At 35.5% G+C, this 15984-nt stretch carries 15 protein-coding genes and 1 pseudogene; 6 read left to right on the plus strand and 10 right to left on the minus strand.

The window, feature by feature from the left end; translation table 11 throughout:
• The first annotated feature begins 12 nt into the window (after window positions 1–12).
• Window positions 13–729 (plus strand): TrmH family RNA methyltransferase, encoded by a 717-nt coding sequence (locus tag P164_RS00725; RefSeq protein WP_028374572.1) that lies wholly within the window; start codon window positions 13–15, stop codon window positions 727–729.
• Between the two features lie 2 nt (window positions 730–731).
• Here the strand turns inward: P164_RS00725 and P164_RS00730 are convergent, their stop codons facing one another.
• From P164_RS00730 to ubiE, 3 genes are read right to left on the minus strand one after another with little or no spacing between them, the layout of a single operon-like run.
• Complete coding sequence (locus tag P164_RS00730; protein ID WP_035899270.1) at window positions 732–1481, minus strand: class I SAM-dependent methyltransferase; 750 nt, start codon at window positions 1479–1481, stop codon at window positions 732–734.
• On the minus strand, window positions 1481–2182 hold the full coding sequence (locus tag P164_RS00735) for a porin family protein (RefSeq protein WP_028374574.1): 702 nt from the start codon (window positions 2180–2182) through the stop codon (window positions 1481–1483). The genes P164_RS00730 and P164_RS00735 overlap by 1 nt, the downstream gene beginning before the upstream one ends.
• Window positions 2183–2186: 4 nt before the next feature.
• Window positions 2187–2915: a bifunctional demethylmenaquinone methyltransferase/2-methoxy-6-polyprenyl-1,4-benzoquinol methylase UbiE gene (gene ubiE, locus P164_RS00740; RefSeq protein ID WP_028374575.1), complete on the minus strand. Its 729-nt coding sequence runs from the start codon at window positions 2913–2915 to the stop codon at window positions 2187–2189.
• Between the two features lie 126 nt (window positions 2916–3041).
• Between ubiE and trkA the strand changes: the two genes are divergently transcribed.
• The 4 genes and pseudogenes from trkA to P164_RS00760 all read left to right on the plus strand — a co-directional run bounded on the left by trkA (window position 3042) and on the right by P164_RS00760 (window position 7659).
• Window positions 3042–4391, plus strand: coding sequence for a Trk system potassium transporter TrkA (gene trkA, locus P164_RS00745; RefSeq protein WP_028374576.1), 1350 nt, complete (start codon window positions 3042–3044; stop codon window positions 4389–4391).
• A gap of 49 nt (window positions 4392–4440) precedes the next feature.
• Window positions 4441–5904, plus strand: a pseudogene (locus P164_RS00750) (TrkH family potassium uptake protein).
• A gap of 124 nt (window positions 5905–6028) precedes the next feature.
• Window positions 6029–7006 (plus strand): YpdA family putative bacillithiol disulfide reductase, encoded by a 978-nt coding sequence (locus tag P164_RS00755; RefSeq protein ID WP_028374577.1) that lies wholly within the window; start codon window positions 6029–6031, stop codon window positions 7004–7006.
• Between the two features lie 119 nt (window positions 7007–7125).
• Window positions 7126–7659 (plus strand): fasciclin domain-containing protein, encoded by a 534-nt coding sequence (locus P164_RS00760; RefSeq protein WP_234405835.1) that lies wholly within the window; start codon window positions 7126–7128, stop codon window positions 7657–7659.
• A 74-nt stretch (window positions 7660–7733) separates the two neighbouring features.
• Here P164_RS00760 and P164_RS00765 read toward each other — a convergent pair whose 3' ends face one another.
• Together P164_RS00765 and P164_RS00770 are read right to left on the minus strand one after the other, a co-directional pair.
• Window positions 7734–8930, minus strand: coding sequence for a pyridoxal phosphate-dependent aminotransferase (locus tag P164_RS00765; protein ID WP_410503380.1), 1197 nt, complete (start codon window positions 8928–8930; stop codon window positions 7734–7736).
• Window positions 8931–8944: 14 nt separating this feature from the next.
• Window positions 8945–10051: a fatty acid desaturase family protein gene (locus tag P164_RS00770; protein ID WP_028374580.1), complete on the minus strand. Its 1107-nt coding sequence runs from the start codon at window positions 10049–10051 to the stop codon at window positions 8945–8947.
• Window positions 10052–10191: 140 nt separating this feature from the next.
• Between P164_RS00770 and rsmG the strand changes: the two genes are divergently transcribed.
• The gene (gene rsmG / locus P164_RS00775; protein ID WP_028374581.1) at window positions 10192–10821 is read left to right on the plus strand and encodes a 16S rRNA (guanine(527)-N(7))-methyltransferase RsmG; all 630 of its coding nucleotides are present in this window, start codon (window positions 10192–10194) and stop codon (window positions 10819–10821) included.
• A 35-nt stretch (window positions 10822–10856) separates the two neighbouring features.
• On the opposite strand, the gene P164_RS00780 is transcribed toward rsmG, so the two are convergent.
• The 5 genes from P164_RS00780 to P164_RS00800 all read right to left on the minus strand — a co-directional run bounded on the left by P164_RS00780 (window position 10857) and on the right by P164_RS00800 (window position 15965).
• Window positions 10857–11135, minus strand: a complete 279-nt coding sequence (locus tag P164_RS00780) for a hypothetical protein (RefSeq protein ID WP_028374582.1) — start codon at window positions 11133–11135, stop codon at window positions 10857–10859.
• Window positions 11136–11283: 148 nt separating this feature from the next.
• The gene (gene pruA / locus P164_RS00785; RefSeq protein WP_028374583.1) at window positions 11284–12912 is read right to left on the minus strand and encodes an L-glutamate gamma-semialdehyde dehydrogenase; all 1629 of its coding nucleotides are present in this window, start codon (window positions 12910–12912) and stop codon (window positions 11284–11286) included.
• 129 nt (window positions 12913–13041) lie between these two features.
• Window positions 13042–13428 carry a Co2+/Mg2+ efflux protein ApaG gene (apaG, locus tag P164_RS00790; protein ID WP_028374584.1) on the minus strand — a complete coding sequence of 129 codons (387 nt, stop codon included), beginning with the start codon at window positions 13426–13428 and terminating at the stop codon, window positions 13042–13044.
• Between the two features lie 5 nt (window positions 13429–13433).
• Window positions 13434–14675: a DUF3667 domain-containing protein gene (locus P164_RS00795; protein WP_125411730.1), complete on the minus strand. Its 1242-nt coding sequence runs from the start codon at window positions 14673–14675 to the stop codon at window positions 13434–13436.
• A gap of 30 nt (window positions 14676–14705) precedes the next feature.
• A complete protein-coding gene (locus tag P164_RS00800; protein WP_028374586.1) occupies window positions 14706–15965 on the minus strand; it encodes a DUF5103 domain-containing protein in 1260 nt (419 codons plus the stop codon).
• Window positions 15966–15984 lie beyond the last annotated feature (19 nt).

Below are 15984 nucleotides of genomic sequence, written 5' to 3' on the forward strand. Positions count from 1 at the left end.
TACATAATAAGCGTGGTTAGCAAAAGCCAAATAAAATTAATAACGAGCCTTAATCAAAAAAAGTACCGCCAGCAGCATGGGTTGTTTGTTGTAGAAGGTATTAAGGGAATTGAAGAGTTTTTAAACTCTCATTTTAAACTGCATAGTCTTTTTACTACGGAAGGCTTTTTTGATGGGCAAGCAAATAAAGAGCTCATTTCAGAAAATGAACTTAAAAAAATAAGCTTTCTCAAAACGCCTCAAAAAGCACTTGCAATTTTTGAAATTCCGCAGGCTATCAAAACCGAAATAAAAGGATTACAACTTGTTGTTGATGACTTACGAGATCCCGGTAATTTAGGTACACTCATTAGGTTGTGTGACTGGTTTAATATTGAAAATCTGGTGTGCTCTAATCAAACTGTAGATTGCTACAATCCTAAGGTAGTGCAGGCAACTATGGGATCTATAACCCGTGTAAATGTGGTGTATACAAACTTAGCGGAATATCTAAAGGCAGTAAATCTTCCCGTCTATGGAGCTTTTATGAATGGCGTTTCTGTTTATGAGGCAGACTTGCCTGAAGAAGCTATTTTGATTTTGGGTAATGAAGCAAATGGTATATCTACAGAAATAGCAGACTGCGTTACCCAGAAAATAAGCATTCCACAATTTGGCACATCTACAACTGAAAGTCTTAATGTAGCAATTGCAGGAGCTATTCTAGTAAGTGAGTTTAAGCGTCGCTAAGTTTATTTTATAGCACAAATGCGTAGACGCTTATAGTCTGCATAAAAGTGACCATCTCTGTACAGTTTATCGCGCACTCTATCTTGTACCGTTCTACGTATATCAGTTACTTCATTTTCAGTAATATCTGCAAAATACTTTCCTGCAAACATTGTTAACCAGTCAATTATTCCGGTTTCAGGATCATTTAATTGTGTAGGTCTATCGTATAAATGGGCAAAAGTTACTTTAAAGCCGTTTTTTTCAAGAAAGTAAGAGTAGGTCCCCAGTTTTGGGAAATACCAGTTGACAGTTTTAGATTGTTTAACATAGCCGTTTTCTTCTAAAACATCTTGAAGTGTATCTATAATTATAGCTACGTTACCTTTACCACCCATTTCTAGCAGTAATCTTCCGCCGGGTTTTAGATTGCTATACATAGCAGATATTGCAGCTTCGGGATTTAAAATCCAGTGTAAAGTAGCATTGCTAAAAATAGCATCATATTGTACGGTGTCAATAAAGCTTTCACCTCTAGCTTGAATAAATTTAATAGCTTTAAATTGTTCTTGAGCAGCTTCAATCATTGCCGCAGAAGCATCTATACCTACGAGTTCTGCACCACTTTGCGCAATTTCTGCTGTAAGTTCGCCAGTGCCGCATCCAAAATCTAATATGCGTTCTCCTGCTTTAGGATTAAGCATACTTATTAAATCTTTGCCGTAATCAAATACAAAGCCGTGTTTTTTTCTGTATAAATTAGCCTCCCACATTATTGAAAAGTAAAGTTTAAAAATAGTCCTCTAGACTGCATCACTTCAATATTTGAAGTGTATAAACTATTAGGATTTTCATCTCTAACTAGCTCATCGCTTAATGCAAATACACCGCGTATACTGGGTGAAAATTTAAAGTACGGCAAATATAAATCGATACCAAAGCCTACTTCATAATAAAACGTATTGTTTTTCATTCTAAATTGGCCTGCACTGTTGTCGTCAGGATTAGTCTCATTGCTTGATAAATTATAGGAATAGGATAAACCACCCACGACAAAAGGCTTAAAGTTATTTAACCTTTTTGTAGAAAATTTTACAAGTAAGGGTATATGAATATAGGTAGAGTTGAGTTCACGCAAGCGATCATTCTCTTCTCCGGGAATATCAAGGTATAATAAATTACGCGCATTATAAGCCAGTCCCGGCTCGAGGCGTAAGTCTATATATTCATTTATGCGCTTGTTTGCCAGTAGTCCTACGTTAAAGCCATAGCTCTGCTCTACAAAAATATCTGGGCGATCTTCTTTATAATCAAAGTTAAAATCATATCGATTTATACCAAAGTAATATCCGAAGCTCCACGGTTTTTTGTCAAAATTCTCATCATTAAGAATACGCTCACGTGTTAAAAACTGAGCTTGAAGATTTGGCGCAAGCCAAATTAAAAGTAAAAGTGAAAATACTACTTTGCGCATAGTGCTACTTTGAAGCTGTATATATGGTTGCGACCCCAAACGTTTGTGGCAGATCGTTAACATTACTAAACCCAATTTTGCGTAGAATATTGTTGAGACGTTCTCCATAAGGGAAAACTGATGCGCTTTCACTCAAATATGCGTAAGCATCTTTATCTTTAGAGAATAGGCGACCTATAAGCGGTAATATTCGATTTGAATAAAATGTATATCCCTGCTTAAAAGGAGTTTTTGTGGGGACAGAAGTTTCTAAAATAACAAAAAGGCCTCCAGGTTTTAAAACTCTATATATTTCGGCTAAACCTTTGTCTAGCGTTTCAAAATTACGAATACCAAAGGCAACAGTTATAGCGTCAAAATGATTGTCTTCAAAAGGCAAATTTTCAGAATCTGCCTGAACCATTTCTATGGTTTGATCAAGATTACTTGCGGTTATTTTTTTCTTACCTACAGCAAGCATGCCTGCAGAAATATCTAGACCTATGATTTTTTTAGCACCGGTTTCTGCAAGATTAATTGCCAGATCTCCTGTACCTGTAGCAACGTCAAGTATGTTTTGAGGGTTAGTGGCAGCAATCATAGCGACCACTTTTTTGCGCCATTTAATATCTATACCAAAAGAGATTACGCGGTTGAGGCCGTCGTATTCATTAGAGATCGTGTCAAACATTTTCTCTACCTGTACCCGTTTTGATTGGTCAGAATTTTTGTAAGGATTTATGTTACCGCTCATAACTGTTTTTATTGGCAAATATAGTATTTGTTATTTGATGCAGGGGTTCTCTTTTAGATGGCAGTTATTTTAAATATATCTCTATTAAAACACGTACCTTTGCAAGGTTTTACCTTAAAATAAAATATGAAGATTGTTATTGCTGGTGCCGGGGAAGTTGGTTTTCATTTAGCTAAACTTCTCTCTTTTGAATCACAGGACATCACACTTATAGATATAGATAAAGAAAGTATCGCCTATGCAGATACACATCTCGACATACGTACCATTCGCGGCGATACAACTTCTATTGCCACTTTAAAAGAGGCACGCATAGAGAATACAGATCTTATAATAGCGGTTACCGCTAGTGAAACTACAAATATTACCGTTTGCGTTTTAGCAAAACAAATGGGCGCAAAACGCACCATAGCTCGTATTTCTAATACAGAATTTATAGAAAATCAGGAAGTTGCAGGTTTTAAGAAGTTTGGCATTGATGAACTTATTTCTCCAGAGAGCCTTGCAGCTTCAGAAATTGAATTACTTCTTAATCAATCTGCATTTAACGATAGCTATGAGTTTGAGAATGGGGCACTTACTATGGTAGGAACCTCATTAAGCCGTACCGCATCATTTGTAGGTAAAAGCGTTAAAGAGGCCGCTCTTATTTTTCCTGAATTGCATTTTATGCCTATTGCAATTCAGCGCGAGGGTACTCAATATACTTTGATTCCCAGAGGTGATACGATTTTTAAAGAAGGTGATCAGGTTTATTTTATGACCGTAAAAGGTGGTGTTGATGAATTATACAAGCTCACCGGTAAAGTAAAACAGCGCATAAAAAATGTGATGATATTAGGAGGAAGTAAAATAGGCTATAAGACTGCCCGTGATTTATGTTCTCACAATTTTCACGTTAAATTAGTTGAGAAAGACAATGATAAAGCTTTTGATCTTGCAGAAAAACTTCCTAAAACACTCGTAATACACGGCGATGGAAGAAATGTAGAACTGCTGGAAGAAGAGAATATTTATGATATGGACGCTTTCATTGCCGTAACCGGAAATAGCGAAACCAATATCATGTCATGTTTGGTAGCAAAATCTAAAAGTGTAAAGAAAACAATCGCACTTGTTGAGAATATGGATTATTTTCAGCTTTCTCACAGTATAGGTATAGATACACTTATAAATAAGAAGCTGTTAGCAGCTAACAATATCTTTAGATACATACGTAAAGGAGATGTTGTAGCGATGACTAAGCTTAACAATATGAATGCCGAGTTACTTGAGTTTATTGCTAAACCTAACTCACAGGTAATAGGTAAACGTATTAGAGATCTTGATTTTCCCAGGTCTGCAACTATAGGTGGTATAGTGCGTGAAGGCCGTGGAATTATAGCCCTGGGGGATCACACCATTAATGTAGGTGATCGTATTGTAGTGTGTTGCTTGTTGCGCTCTATTAATAAAGTAGAACGTATGTTTATATAACGAGATGCCAAACAGACCCAGACTTAATTACAAAATTATATTTCATTTAATGGGAGTATTGCTGCTATTTAATGGTGGCTTTATGTTGATTTCTGCGATAATAGGATATTTCTATGACGATATTTCTATCGCCTTAGGAATTATATCAGCAGGATTGCTCACATTACTAACCGGTCTCGCTCTTATGTTTTTTACAAAAGATCACGAGAAAGTTTTACAAAAGCGAGAAGGGTATATTGTAGTTACATTTGGATGGATTTTTATGTCCTTAAGTGGTTGTTTACCCTATTTATTTACAGGCTCTATCCCATCATTTACAAATGCGTTTTTTGAGACGATGAGTGGATATACTACCACGGGTGCTTCTATATTAAATGATATTGAAGCAATACCTAACGGAATTCTTTTCTGGCGTAGTACCACACACTGGATAGGGGGTATGGGTATTATTGTTCTCGCAATTGCAATTTTACCTCTTTTAGGTATAGGCGGAATGCAACTTTTTGCAGCCGAAGCTCCCGGCCCCAATGCAGATAAGTTACATCCTAGAATAACCGATACAGCAAAGCGATAATGGTTGATTTACTTTGGTTATACGGTAGCAGAAACTATTCTGTTACAGATTGCAGGTATGTCTTTTTTAGATGCGATAAACCACGCGATGAGTACGTTATCAACAGGTGGTTTTAGTACAAAAAATGCAAGTGTCGCCTATTGGAACGATAACCCTGCAGTACAATATATTATAATCCTATTTATGTTTTTAGCAGGTACAAATTTTGTACTAAGCTACTTTGCATTTAAGGGTAAGTTGCGCAATGTTTGGAAAGATGAAGAGTTTAAATTATACACGGCTTTTACGGTAGGATTTACCATTCTCGTGGTATTAATTATTATCATACGTGCAGATGTTTCGATTTCTTCAATAGATCATCCTATGGTTTGGGGTAGATATGAGAGTGCGATACGACATGGTCTTTTTCAGGTAATTTCAGTAATTACAACAACTGGCTTTGTATCTGCAGATTTCACCATGTGGGCACCATTTGCAACAATGATTTTTTTCGGGTTGATGTTTTTAGGCGGTTCGGCAGGTTCGACTTCAGGAGGTATTAAAGTGGTTCGGCATTTAATGATTATACGCAATGGGATTCTTGAATTTAAGCGTACGCTACATCCTAATGCCATTTTACCGGTAAGACATAATGGTAAATCGGTTTCTAAAGAAATTGTTTTTAATATTCTGGGCTTTTTTATTCTTTATCTTCTTGCCTGGATAATTGGGGCTTGTGGTCTTGCATCTATGGGGCTTGATTTTGCGACATCACTTGGTGGTTCTGCATCATCGCTAGGTAACGTGGGGCCTGCCTTTGGCCTTTTAAGTCCCGTAAATAACTTTGATGCGCTTCCTGCAGTAGGGAAGTGGTGGTGTGCTTTTCTAATGATGATAGGCAGGTTAGAACTCTTTACAGTGCTCATTCTCTTTACGCCGTTCTTTTGGCGTAACCGCTAGTATCGGTTAACTTTGCAGTGTGTGAAAGATTTTAGTGAGCGTAGTTATTGTACGTTATATCTTCCATAGTTCGTGTAATAGAATTAAAAGGCGATTCTTTTTAATTCGACCAAAAAAAAATGATTTGAAAAATTACGATTTAATAATAGTAGGTGCCGGACCTATAGGTCTTGCCTGCGGTATTTCTGCTGCCAAAGCAGGATTAAACTATTGTATTTTAGAAAAAGGAGTTCTGGTTAATTCGCTGTATAATTTTCCTGAGAATATGACTTTTTTCTCCACTTCTAATCTACTTGAAATAGGAGATGTTCCCTTTGTGGCGCATAATGATAAACCTACGCGTAAAGAAGCATTAGAATATTACAGAAGAGTTTACGAGAGCTGGAAGCTCAATGTAATGCTATATACTCCTGTACAGTCAATGACTAAAAAAACAGAAGGGTATGTAATAGACACACCTAAAGAACAGTTTTTAACTAAAGCTGTGATAGTTTCTACCGGTTTTTATGATACGGCACGTAAATTAAATGTACCCGGAGAAGATTTGCCTAAGGTGAAGCATTTTTACGATAGTCCGCATCCTTATGTTAATCAAAAAGTGCTCGTAATTGGTGCTGCAAATTCTGCCTGTGATGTAGCATTAGAGACTTTTTACAAAGGGGCTGAGGTAACTATGGCGATACGCGGTAATGAGATTTATCCTAAAACTAAATACTGGATTAAACCAAATATTGAAAACCGAATAAAAGAAGGTTCTATTAAAGCCTACTTTGAAACTTCAGTAAAAGAAATAAAACCACATAGTGTCATTTTAGATACTCCCGATGGAGCAATAGAAATTGAAAATGATTTTGTTTTAGCGATGATAGGCTATACACCAGATTATAGTTTATTTGAAAAGCTAGGTCTTCCTATCGATGAGGAGAACGCTAAAAAACCTATTCATAACTCTGAAACTTTGGAAACTCCACTTAAAAATGTTTTTGTAGCGGGTGTAATTAATAGTGGTATGAAAACCAGCAAACTTTTTATTGAAAACACTAGGGTTCACGCAGATATGATAATAAATCACCTTAAAAAAGATTTGACCCAATTAGCGTAGAAAGTTAATAATGTCTTAAAGAATACGTTTTTAAAAACCGAATCTTGTCTTACCATCGTAAGTGTACTGTAACTAAAAAAACTTTACATATTATGAAAAAGATTAATTCAATTACTAAGATGATTATGGTAGCCTTTATGGCTGTAGGTGCTTTAGCAACTGCTCAAGACACAAAAATGGTAGGTGGCGCTGAGATGTATCCTACAAAAAATATCGTAGAAAATGCGGTTAATTCTAAAGACCATACGACTCTTGTGGCTGCTGTAACTGCTGCTGATTTAGTTGAAACATTACAAAGTGAAGGTCCTTTTACAGTATTAGCTCCTGTAAACGATGCTTTCAATAATTTACCAGAAGGTACTGTTGAAACCTTATTAAAACCAGAAAACAAAGCTGCTTTACAAGGTGTTTTAACGTATCACGTTATTGCTGGTAAGCATTCTGCAAAAGATATTATGAATGATATCGAGAAAGGAAACGGTATGGCAGAGTGGACCACAGTAAATGGTCAAACCTTAACAGGTATGGTTGTTGATGGAAAAGTAAAGATTAAAGATCAAGCTGGTAACGTTGCTACAGTAACTATCGCTGATGTAAATCAATCAAACGGTGTGATTCACGTAATTGACACTGTACTTCTTCCAAAAATGTAAGAATTTGCATATATGAAATAAAAAAGCGACCAGAAATGGTCGCTTTTTTTTATAGGTATTATTATGTTTTCAGATTAAGAAACAGCTTTTTTAATACGAGCCATGGCTTCAATAATTTGTTCCTGACTTGCAGCATAAGATATACGTATACAATTAGGATTACCAAAAGCTTCACCGGTCACAGTAGCAACATTTGCTGCTTCTAAAAGATATAAAGCAAACTCTGAAGCATTTTCAATCTTAGATCCATTTAATGTTTTTCCGAAGTATTCAGACACATTTGGAAAAACATAGAAGGCACCTTCTGGCTCATTACATTCAAAGCCCGGGATCTCGCTTAGTAAACCTAGAATAAGTTTTCTACGTTCTTTAAACTCATCTACCATATACTGTATCTTACTTACAGGAGCTTCAAGAGCTGTGATTACCGCGCGTTGAGCAATACAGTTTGCACCACTGGTAACTTGTCCTTGTATTTTATTACAAGCTCGTGCAATGTATGTAGGAGCGCCTATGTAGCCTATTCTCCACCCGGTCATTGCAAATGCTTTAGCAACACCATTTACAGTAACGGTACGGTCAAACATATCATCAAATTGCGCCATACTTGCATGACCGCCTACATAATTTATATGCTCATAAATTTCGTCACTTACAACAACTATTTGAGGGTATTTCTGAAGTACATCTGCAAGAGCGCGCAATTCTGCCTCACTATAAATAGAGCCACTAGGATTACAAGGAGAGCTGTACCAAAGCATTTTTGTTTTTGGGGTAATAGCAGCTTCCAGTTGTTCTGGAGTCATTTTAAAATCAGTATCCATAGAAGTTTGTACTTCAACAGGAACTCCTTCTGCCAGTTGTACAATATCTGCATAACTAACCCAGTATGGGCAAGGTAAAATAACTTCATCACCAGGATTTAAACAAACTTGAGCAATATTATAAAGCGATTGTTTAGCACCGGTAGAGACTACGATTTGAGAACGATCATAAGTAAGATTATTATCGCGCTTAAATTTTGTAATTACAGCATCTTTTAATTCAACATAACCATCAACAGGTGAATAACTGTTATAGTTATCATTTATAGCCTGTATCGCGGCATCTTTAATAAAATCTGGAGTATTAAAGTCTGGTTCCCCCAGGCTTAAACCTATAATATCTTTTCCTTCGGCTTTTAATTCGCGAGCTTTTGCAGCCATTGCAAGTGTAGCAGAAGTGGCCAGGTTATTAATACGATCAGATAATTGATTGGTAATTGTTTCCATTAAATAATTTAAGATTAGGCTGATTGAAGATTAGGTTGCGTACCCATCTCCTTTAAATATTTAAAATGAGCAATAACTGCTTTACGTGTTGTTTTATACTCGTTATACGGTAAATTAAACTCCTTTGCAGTTTCTCTAACTATTTTAGAAATCTTTGTGTAGTGTATATGGCTTATATGCGGAAAAATATGATGTTCAACCTGATGGTTAAGACCTCCCGTAAACCAGTTTACAATTCTATTTTTAGTTGAAAAATTAACTGTTGTAAATAACTGATGAATGGCCCACGTATTTTTCATAGTACCAGAATTGTCTGGAAGGGGCATATCTGCCTCTTCAATAACATGCGCTAGCTGAAATACCATACTTAAAATTACGCCTGCGGTATAATGCATAATAAAGAAGCCCATTAGAACTTTCCACCAGGCCAGATCTAAAATAATAAGCGGCAGAACAATCCAGATACTTACATAAATAATCTTAGTAATCACAAGTTTAGTCCATTCCACTTTAGGATTGGGAAATTCACCGTACGATAATTTACGTTTTAGATAACGTTTCATCTGTAGAAAATCTGTAGTAATCGCCCAGTTAAAGGTTAACAACCCATAAAGTAATATTGAATAATAATGCTGAAAACGGTGATGCTTATACCACGGAGCATGTTTTGAGAATCTTAAAATTCTTCCGGCTTCAAGATCTTCATCGTGACCGTGTATGTTTGTATAGGTATGGTGTAGTACGTTGTGTTGTACTTGCCAGTTGTAAACGTTACCGGCAAGTATATAGATACTTCCGCCCATTATTTTATTAACCCATTTTTTCTTTGAGAAAGAACCGTGATTCCCATCGTGCATTACATTCATACCTACTCCAGCCATACCCACACCCATCACTATGGTAAGTAACAGTTGTGACCATCCCGGAAGGTCTAGTGTAAGCAGTAAAAAATAGGGAGCCAGAAATAATGAAAACATAACCGCGGTCTTTATAAATAACTTCCAGTTACCGGTACGTTCTACATTATTTTCTTTAAAATAGGTGTTTACACGTTTATTCAGTGTTCTAAAAAAGTTAGCTGAATCTACTCGTGAAAATTTTATTGTTTTAGAATTTTTCATAATCTATCTGCATAAAGTAAAGCAACTTAAACAAGCTCTAAACATCGCAACATCAAAAATAAGATTTATATCTTTTTAAGGCCTGTTAATACCGTAATTTAACGCTGTAAAACCTAATTTTGTTGCGATAAAAGTTGATTATGATTCTTGTAGACAAATATTTTTCAGATCTCGATGAAAATCAGATCCTTCAGTTTAAAAAATTAAATGAATTGTATCAGGACTGGAACCTCAAAATCAACGTGGTTTCTCGTAAAGATATAGATGAAATTTATCTTAGGCATGTGTTGCATTCTTTGGGTATTGCTAAGGTTCAAAAATTTAATCCCGGAGCATCAATTTTAGATGTAGGAACGGGCGGTGGTTTTCCCGGAATTCCATTAGCAATTCTTTTCCCCGAAACACAATTTCATCTCGTTGATAGTATAGGTAAAAAAATAAAAGTAGTAGAAGAAGTTAGTGCCGGACTAGGACTTACTAATGTCAAAATTACTAATGATCGTGTTGAAAATATTGACGGGCAGTATGATTTTATCGTGAGTAGAGCCGTGGCGCAGATGGAAACCTTTGTACATTGGGTAAAAGGTAAGATTGCAAAAAAGAGTGAGCACCAATTAAAAAATGGAATTCTTTATCTTAAAGGTGGTGATCTTTCTGAAGAATTGAGTCTCTATACGACTGCAAAGATTTTTGACCTTAAAGATTATTTTGAAGAAGAATTCTTTGATACTAAAAAAGTGGTGCATTTACCACTTAAATTTAAAGGTTAACAAAAAAGCGACTTATTAAAAGTCGCTTTTTTGTTTTATGTGCGTAGCATACTATAGTATGTTGTATTGCAACGGTTACCAAATCTCTTAAGTAAATCCTGAGCTTTTTCGATCAATGTTGTTTTATGATCAGATTCGATTTCGAGTAAGGTATCTTCTAATTCTCTTAGTTTTTCCTCTATGGTATCAGGGTCTTTTACTAAGTATAATTTTTCTTTTTTACGCGTTATTTTTCGCTTACTTTTTTTCTTTGATACATCAATTACAGAGTAATTTACTTTCAAAACATACATTTTCTTATCTTCAGTCGTCATAGTCCTAATATTTTGTAATACAAAGGTAGAAAAAACTATTCAATTAACCTTAAATTTATGTTTACATAACATTAAGGTAACATTGAAAAAATGGAAAATAAAAAACTGCCATCGGTTAAATGGCAGTTTTTAGTAGTTTAGGATTCATTTATTCGCCTAAAAAAGGATATCTGTAATCAACTGGTGTTACAAATGTTTCTTTAATTAAACGTGGAGATGCCCATCTTAATAAATTTAAAGCACTACCTGCCTTATCATTTGTACCCGATGCTCGTGCACCACCAAAAGGTTGTTGACCTACAACCGCCCCTGTACATTTGTCATTAATATAGAAGTTACCGGCTGCATTTTGAAGTGCCTGAGTAGCTTCTGTAATTGCATAACGATCTGTCGCTAAAACAGCTCCGGTAAGTGCATATTCGCTAGTACTGTCTACAAGTTTTAAGGTTTCTGACCAGTCTTGATCTTCATAAACATATATGGTTACAACTGGACCAAAAAGTTCAGTTTCCATAGTTGTATACTTTGGATCTTTAGTCAATATAACAGTAGGTTCTACAAAATAACCTTTAGACTTATCGTAATTACCACCTGCAATTATCTCTGCATTAGCATCAGCTTTTGCCTGGTCTATATATTTAGCTAATTTATCAAAGGAAGCTTCGTGAATTACAGCTGTTATAAAATTGCTCATATCTTCAGGAGAGCCCATTTTAAAAGATTTGATATCATTTAAAAGTGAATCTTTTACTTCAGGCCAAATTGATTTTGCTACATATACACGACTAGCAGCACTACATTTTTGACCTTGAAATTCAAAAGCACCACGAGCAATTGCTGTTGATACTTGTTGAGGATTTGCAGTATGGTGCGCAAGAATAAAATCTTTACCACCTGTCTCACCTACAATACGTGGATACGTTTTATAGTTGTGAATATTTGTGCCTATTTTGGACCAAATGTCTTTAAATACGTGTGTAGAACCTGTAAAGTGAATTCCTGCAAAGTCAGGACTTGCCAGAACGGTATCTGTAATCATAACAGGATCTCCCATTACCATATTGATAACTCCAGCAGGTACACCGGCTTCTTCAAAAACTTCCATTATAACCTGGGCAGAATATACCTGACTATCACTTGGTTTCCACACAACAACATTACCCATTAATGCTGCAGATGCCGGTAAATTCCCCGCGATGGCCGTAAAATTAAAAGGAGTTATTGCATACACAAAACCTTCTAGCGGGCGGTATTCAACACGGTTCCAGGCAGCTGATGAAGATTCTGGTTGGTCTGCGTAAATCTCACTCATATATTGTACGTTAAAACGTAAGAAATCTATGAGTTCACAAGCAGCATCAATCTCTGCCTGAAAAATATTCTTTGATTGCGCAAGCATTGTTGCTGCATTAATTTTAGCTCTATATGGCCCCTGTATTAATTCAGCGGCTTTTAGAAAAATTGCTGCGCGGTGTTCCCAGGGCATTTGAGACCATTTTTTACGTGCTTCTAAAGCTGTTGCAATTGCTGCATCTATATGAGATTTTTCAGCAAGGTGATAATCACCTAATATATGTTTATGATCGTGGGGAGGAGACATAGGCTTAGTAGTGCCGGTCTCTATTTTATTTCCATTTATATAAATAGGAACAGTTACTTTGCTATTATAGAGTTTTTTATATGTTTTTAAAACTTCTTCACGCTCTGGTGAACCCGGTGCATACGATTTAACCGGCTCATTAATTGCTACTGGTACTTCAAAAAATCCTTTAGACATGCTTAAATATTTTATTCGTATTCAATTTTTTAGGCTTGAAAGATACAAAATATTAGAGGGAAGCACTAGGTATATGTATTAAGGAATTTGAGTAATTATACAGGTTGATTCTAATTTAAAAAGCCTGCTTTAATTAAGAATGTGAATTGCGTTGAGATTAAAAGAGGGTATCTCTACTTTAAATTGTTCTGAAGTAGTAAAATTAATCATTATATAATGACCGCGCATAGAGCCAAATGGTGATTTTAACAAACAGCCGGAAGAATAGGTGTGAGACTCTCGTGGGTTTAAAATGGGTTTTTTACCAATGACGCCTTCGCCAACAACGCGCTCAGGAGTATTGAGTGCATCAAATATAAACCACGATCTGCTTAAAAGTTGAACGGTATCTTTACTCGAATTTGCAATAGTTACATGATAGCCAAATGCATAAAAGGTTTCGTTATTTTTAATAAACGATCCTTCAAAATGGGTTTCTACAGAAACGCGTATGCCATTAGTGACTTGTTCTACCATAAGTATTAATAGGTTGCAGCGGTTACGATTAAAAACAATACCCCTGCAAATGTTGAAAGTATTAAAAATACAATATTTAAAAATAAAAACTTGGTAAGTGTCCTTAGATGACCCTCTCTGTAAAATCTTTTTAAAGCGATATAAAAATATACGGGGCCTACAAATACAAGAAATAATGAAGAGAATACTTCTTGTCCTAAGAAACTATCGGGCAATAGTGCCAATAAAAGGCCTAAAAAAACGAAGGTGAACACGTGAAAAATAAAAATTACATGTTCTATATAAGTACGTTCACGATGAATATAAAATAGTTTTCTTAAAAAGGCTAGTATGTTTAAAGTTACAGGTCCTAGATAGGGAGTGCTTATAAGGTTTTTGAGTAATTTATTAGAGGTGCCTTTGATGCGTAGTTTAGCTGATGCAAATGATTCTCTTTTAAAATAGATAATAACAAAAAATAAGGCAAAAACGGGTGTAAAGAAAAAAAGATATACAGGAATTTTTTTGGTTAGATAAGATATAAATGCAAGTGGCTCTTCAAGAATCTTATTGTAGGTAGTACTGCGGTCGTAAAGCCATATATTTATTCGGCTCTTTTCATACCTTAAACTGTCTAGTGCCTGTCTCGAATTTTTAATTTCTGTAGTGGAGGCAAAATTTTTAAATAATATTAATTTCTCTTTATTACGGCTGTAAAAACTTTTGTGGTTGATCTCGCTTTCTGGAGTGTATAAAAAATTTACAGTATCTGTTGAGTCTGCTTTAGCTTTAAGCTCATTATAATTCTCGCGGTAATATTCAATAGAATCTAAAGCGATTTTAAAATCGTCATTATTGAATTGAGATGTCATTTCTTTCAAATCAAAACCTTCTGTGGTAGTATTGCTACGTTCTGGGATTATAAAATCTAAAAAACCGCTAAGTAAAAAATAGATGATACTAATACTTAGATAAAAGCGAAATGGGTTTGCATATGTTAGGCGTTTGCCATTTACGTACCGTAATGTTATTTTCCCCGGTTTAAAAAGTAAATCCTGCAGGGTGTATCTAATCCGCGAATCGTAATTGATCATACTGGATATAAACTCACCAAAATAATTACTTAGCGATAATTTTTTAGTAGAGTTTATTTGACCGCAGTATGGGCAAAATTGATGCGTTATTTTAAGTGTACGCTCGCAATTTAAGCAGATGTTACCGCGATACTGAAGCTTATTTCTTGATGAAAGGGAGAATTTTAGTTTCACGTTCTAAATATATATTGATTTTCTCAATATTTAGTTACGCCTCACATTAGAAATTGAGGTAGATAATGCATTTCCTGCACCTACAAGTTCATCAAAACGTGCGCCGGGTGCTCTATAGTAAATAAGAACCTCATATTCATTTTCGGTTTGCCAGAAATCACCGCTTATAGGGTTGTTAGGGAGCTTTTTACCATTTTTAGCAACCACGTATTGATAGTTGTAGTAACCTTGTTTCAGCAGGAGCGGGAGTTCATAGCGTTGCGATTTTTCATTAAAAATCATCTTTGTGCTCTCCTCAAGTGTATAATTATTGAAGTTTCCATAGATATAGATAGCTTCATCTTTGGGACGTTTAGGGTGTTGCAGGCTAAAATGTACCCAGGCATATTCAGCATTTACTCTGGGGTCTGCCCCCTGTAAAGTACGTATAGCAAAATTACCGTTGAGGTCTGGATTGTAGGTGTACACAGTTTCTGCTCGAGTAATATTTCCGTAAAGGTAATTATGATATAAATCTAACAGCTCTACAAACTGAATTCGGTTTGTAGCAGCACGTATGTCTTTATTATCAAAATCAAAAAATTCATTACCGGCATAAAATGAAGTTTCAGAATCATAGCGGTATTGCAATTGATTGCCTAAACTATATTGAGGCTTAATGTTAGTAATACTGGTCTTAAGATTATTATTCTGTATGAGTAATGTCTTTATATTCTCTTCAGGATTAACAAAAATAGATTCACCAAGATCTACATTAATATTTACAACCTGTTTTTCTTCAATAAACTCAAGATCACGGGTACGTAAAATTTCAACACCCACAGAAACTAGGGGATTATATATCATAAATTTTCTTGAAAAAACAATCTCGTCTTCTTCATTGTAAACTTCCAGAAGATAGTTCCCAGATTTTAAAAGAGCTGTGGTATTGCTATTGGGTATTTGTAGCTCATAATGTGTATACAGTTGTAGGGTGCTTACCGAATTGGTATAATTAAAAATACGCACATCGTCTATACCTCTAAGGTATTCGGTCTTTACAAGTACTGAAGGTGTCCAGTCATAATTATAATGCGTAATTCTATAATAGTAATTAGCTTCGTCCCCTATAATGTCATCAAAACTTAAATTTAACGTTTGACCCAGGCGCAGGAGTGGAAGTTGACTTTGCGCAGTGTTTCCGTAAAATTGTACCGACTTAATAAAAGGAGGAGCTGCTATTTCCGATACACTTTGAGCAAATGCCAAGTTGTAAATGAGTAAAGCAACTACTAACGAAAACGTTTTCATACAGGGGTGGTCAAGATAT

The organism is Leeuwenhoekiella sp. MAR_2009_132, assembly GCF_000687915.1.
GTDB lineage: Bacteria > Bacteroidota > Bacteroidia > Flavobacteriales > Flavobacteriaceae > Leeuwenhoekiella.

What these genes read in the sequence shown, in the direction of transcription:
- P164_RS00730 (WP_035899270.1), bottom strand. Translation starts at nt 1,481, where the DNA reads ATGTGGGAGGCTAATTTATACAGAAAAAAACACGGCTTTGTATTTGAT.
- P164_RS00735 (WP_028374574.1), bottom strand. Translation starts at nt 2,182, where the DNA reads ATGCGCAAAGTAGTATTTTCACTTTTACTTTTAATTTGGCTTGCGCCA.
- ubiE (WP_028374575.1), bottom strand. Translation starts at nt 2,915, where the DNA reads ATGAGCGGTAACATAAATCCTTACAAAAATTCTGACCAATCAAAACGG.
- trkA (WP_028374576.1), top strand. Translation starts at nt 3,042, where the DNA reads ATGAAGATTGTTATTGCTGGTGCCGGGGAAGTTGGTTTTCATTTAGCT.
- P164_RS00760 (WP_234405835.1), top strand. Translation starts at nt 7,126, where the DNA reads ATGATTATGGTAGCCTTTATGGCTGTAGGTGCTTTAGCAACTGCTCAA.
- P164_RS00765 (WP_410503380.1), bottom strand. Translation starts at nt 8,930, where the DNA reads ATGGAAACAATTACCAATCAATTATCTGATCGTATTAATAACCTGGCC.
- P164_RS00770 (WP_028374580.1), bottom strand. Translation starts at nt 10,051, where the DNA reads ATGAAAAATTCTAAAACAATAAAATTTTCACGAGTAGATTCAGCTAAC.
- rsmG (WP_028374581.1), top strand. Translation starts at nt 10,192, where the DNA reads ATGATTCTTGTAGACAAATATTTTTCAGATCTCGATGAAAATCAGATC.
- P164_RS00780 (WP_028374582.1), bottom strand. Translation starts at nt 11,135, where the DNA reads ATGACGACTGAAGATAAGAAAATGTATGTTTTGAAAGTAAATTACTCT.
- pruA (WP_028374583.1), bottom strand. Translation starts at nt 12,912, where the DNA reads ATGTCTAAAGGATTTTTTGAAGTACCAGTAGCAATTAATGAGCCGGTT.
- apaG (WP_028374584.1), bottom strand. Translation starts at nt 13,428, where the DNA reads ATGGTAGAACAAGTCACTAATGGCATACGCGTTTCTGTAGAAACCCAT.
- P164_RS00800 (WP_028374586.1), bottom strand. Translation starts at nt 15,965, where the DNA reads ATGAAAACGTTTTCGTTAGTAGTTGCTTTACTCATTTACAACTTGGCA.